Annotated in this window: 1 protein-coding gene; it reads left to right on the top strand. The window is 53.7% G+C overall.

Going from position 1 to position 324, the window contains the following annotated elements; translation table 11 throughout:
* Positions 1–152: 152 nt before the first annotated feature.
* Positions 153–324: glycine cleavage T C-terminal barrel domain-containing protein (locus AACQ14_RS24880; RefSeq protein WP_353514046.1), on the top strand; the 172-nt coding region annotated here is incomplete at its 3' end.

The raw sequence follows: 324 nt of genomic DNA on the forward strand, positions 1-324 counted from the left end.
CCGAGACATATCCGTTTGAAGGTGAAACATGCGGTGATACCCTTTGGGAATTGGGCCTTGAGTTTACTGTTTCACCGGGCAAAACGGGCTTTATCGGCGCGGAAAACCACTAGGCCGCTGAGGGCAACGAGCGCTTTAAGATCTATGGCGTGATGCTCGAGGGCACCACACCTGCAGATGAAGGAGCGACATTGTTGCAGGATGGTTCGCCTGTCGGGCATGTGACCTTTGGTATGTATTCAGAAGTGAATGGCCACAACGTTGGCATTGCCCGTATGCCAGTAGCTGCTGCTATCGCAGGAACAGCGCTGACAGTGCGGAATG

The organism is Vallitalea maricola, from assembly GCF_036985595.1.
Classification (GTDB): domain Bacteria; phylum Bacillota; class Clostridia; order Lachnospirales; family Vallitaleaceae; genus Vallitalea; species Vallitalea maricola.